Source organism: Actinoalloteichus spitiensis RMV-1378, from assembly GCF_000239155.1.
Classification (GTDB): Bacteria; Actinomycetota; Actinomycetes; order Mycobacteriales; family Pseudonocardiaceae; genus Actinoalloteichus_B; species Actinoalloteichus_B spitiensis.
Genome location: NZ_AGVX02000170.1, coordinates 1 through 2019 on the forward strand (window position 1 = coordinate 1; position 2019 = coordinate 2019).

The following is a 2019-nucleotide window of genomic DNA, read 5'->3' on the forward strand; positions in this document are numbered from 1 at the left end:
CCCACCCCGCCCGCCGGCGGCGGTTACCCCCCGCCGGGTGGCGGCCCTGTCGCCGGTCGCCCACCCCACCCCGCGCACGGACCGCCCGGGGCGCACGGGCGTGGGCGGCGGACCGGGCGCCGGTGGTGGTTCCTCGCCGGCGGTGCCATGGCGGCGCTCGCGGTCGCGGCGGCACTGGTGGTCGCCTACCTCCCCCGGAACGACCGGGAGATCGCGCTCTACGACTACCGCTTCGCCTACCCGGCCGACTGGGAGCAGAGCGGTGGCGACGCGGCCGAGCGCAAGGTCCAGATCAGACCGGAGGGCGCGGCCGAGGACACGGACCTGGTCGTGGTGCAGGAATGGCGGCTGGACTACGACAGCGACGCCGACCGGGAGCGGGCGGAGAGCGAGCTGCGTCAGAGCTACGAGGAGCGGAACGGTTCGGCGGGCGGGTCCAGCTTCGTCGGCTTCGACGTCGACGCGGAGTACGCCGGCCGGGACGTCGTCTACTACCGGCAGGACCGGACGGACGGGCGGACCGTGGACTGGTACCACCTGTTCGACGGTGCGCTCCAGGTCGCGGTCGGCTGCCAGTACACGCCGGAGGGGGCCGAGCGGGTGGCTCTGGCCTGCGAGCGGGTGGTGGACAGCCTCCGGATCGGCTGAGCCGGCGCTCCTCCTCCGCCGGCGCGTGCCATCCGCCGGCGGCACCCGGTGACAACGCGAGGGAGAACCATGAGTCAGGCAGCGGACGCGCTCACCCGCCTCCGGCACCAAGTGGCGGGGGCGGTGACCAGGGGCGCCCGCGCGGCGGCCGAGGCCAGGGAACGCACGGCGGGTTTCCGCGAGTCGACCCGGGCGCTCGCCGAGCAGGCGCGGGAACGGCCACAGCGGACCGAACGCGCCGATCACACCGACGGCGACCTGCGCCGGGAATCGGTGTCCTTCCGCACGGCCGTGGGCCTCCCGGTCGCCGAATTCCCGTCCGAGGAGGACCCCCGCCCGGCCGGGACGACCGGGCCGGGGGCGCGGGACGAACCGCCCCGGTCGAGGCGGGCCGATGTGGACGACGGCGACGACGAGGACTTCTCGCACCAGCGAATCCTGTGCTGACCTGGAAGAACCCGGCGGCGCGTTAACGGCAGCAACTACTTGCGAGAACTTCGGGACAAAGGGGAACCGCTGCTGGCAGGGTTTGCGTCGCATGAACGTTCCATCGGATTGATCCTGAAGGGGGACTCCTCCAGATGAGCAGCTACGAGGTCACGCCGGAAGAGATGGCGCAGGCCGCGCACGACGTCTTCAACACCAACGACGAGATCCAGGGCGTGCTCAGCAGCCTCCAGAGCACCTGCGCCAACGTCGCCGGCTTCTGGTCGGGTGGCGCGGCCACCGCGTTCCAGAACCTCATGGAGCGGCTGGACCAGGGCGGCCAGAAGATCAACGAGGCGCTGCGGGAGATCGGCGACCAGCTCAAGGGTTCCGGCGAGGAGTACGCGCGCCTGGAAGAGGAAGAGGCCGCCTCGATGAGCTCCATCGACAGCCGCCTGAACTTCTGAGCCGTCCCGGCGCTTGAGTTCTTCCGTACCGACGTCTTTTCCCCGACCCGAGAACTGAGAGGGCACTCGCCATGAGCGGGATCAAGGTTACGTTCGCCGAAATCCAGAACGCCTCCGCGGAGGTGACCAGCGCCGGCAACCAGCTCGAGGAGACGCAGAACGCGCTCAAGAGCCGGCTGGCCCCGATCGAGTCGAGCTGGTCCGGTGAGGCCATGGACGCGTGGCACGCGTCGCAGGCCAAGTGGGACCAGGGTGCCGAGGAGATCCGCACCACGATCGCCGCGATCGGCACGGCGCTGAGCCAGGCCGCCGAGAACTACCAGGCTGGTGAGAAGGCGAACGCCGCGCGTTTCTCCTGATCGGCCGTCCAGCCGTGTGTGGCCCCGGAGTTACCGCTCCGGGGCCACGGGTGTGTCCGGGGTGGGGGCACGAGCCGGGGTGGGGGCGCGAGGGTGTCCCGCGCCCCGGGGCCGGTGCT

4 protein-coding genes are annotated in these 2019 nt (G+C 71.7%); all 4 read left to right on the forward strand.

Features of this window, described 5'->3' with window-relative positions:
* Nucleotides 1–648, forward strand: a 648-nt coding sequence (locus ACTIDRAF_RS0208815) for a type VII secretion-associated protein (protein ID WP_211215295.1), incomplete at its 5' end; no start/stop codon positions are given.
* 69 nt (nt 649–717) lie between these two features.
* Nucleotides 718–1095 carry a hypothetical protein gene (locus ACTIDRAF_RS34430; protein WP_211215296.1) on the forward strand — a complete coding sequence of 126 codons (378 nt, stop codon included), beginning with the start codon at nt 718–720 and terminating at the stop codon, nt 1093–1095.
* 134 nt (nt 1096–1229) lie between these two features.
* Nucleotides 1230–1541, forward strand: coding sequence for a WXG100 family type VII secretion target (locus tag ACTIDRAF_RS0208825; protein WP_016698374.1), 312 nt, complete (start codon nt 1230–1232; stop codon nt 1539–1541).
* A gap of 71 nt (nt 1542–1612) precedes the next feature.
* The gene (locus ACTIDRAF_RS0208830; protein WP_016698375.1) at nt 1613–1900 is read left to right on the forward strand and encodes a WXG100 family type VII secretion target; all 288 of its coding nucleotides are present in this window, start codon (nt 1613–1615) and stop codon (nt 1898–1900) included.
* Nucleotides 1901–2019: the final 119 nt, after the last annotated feature.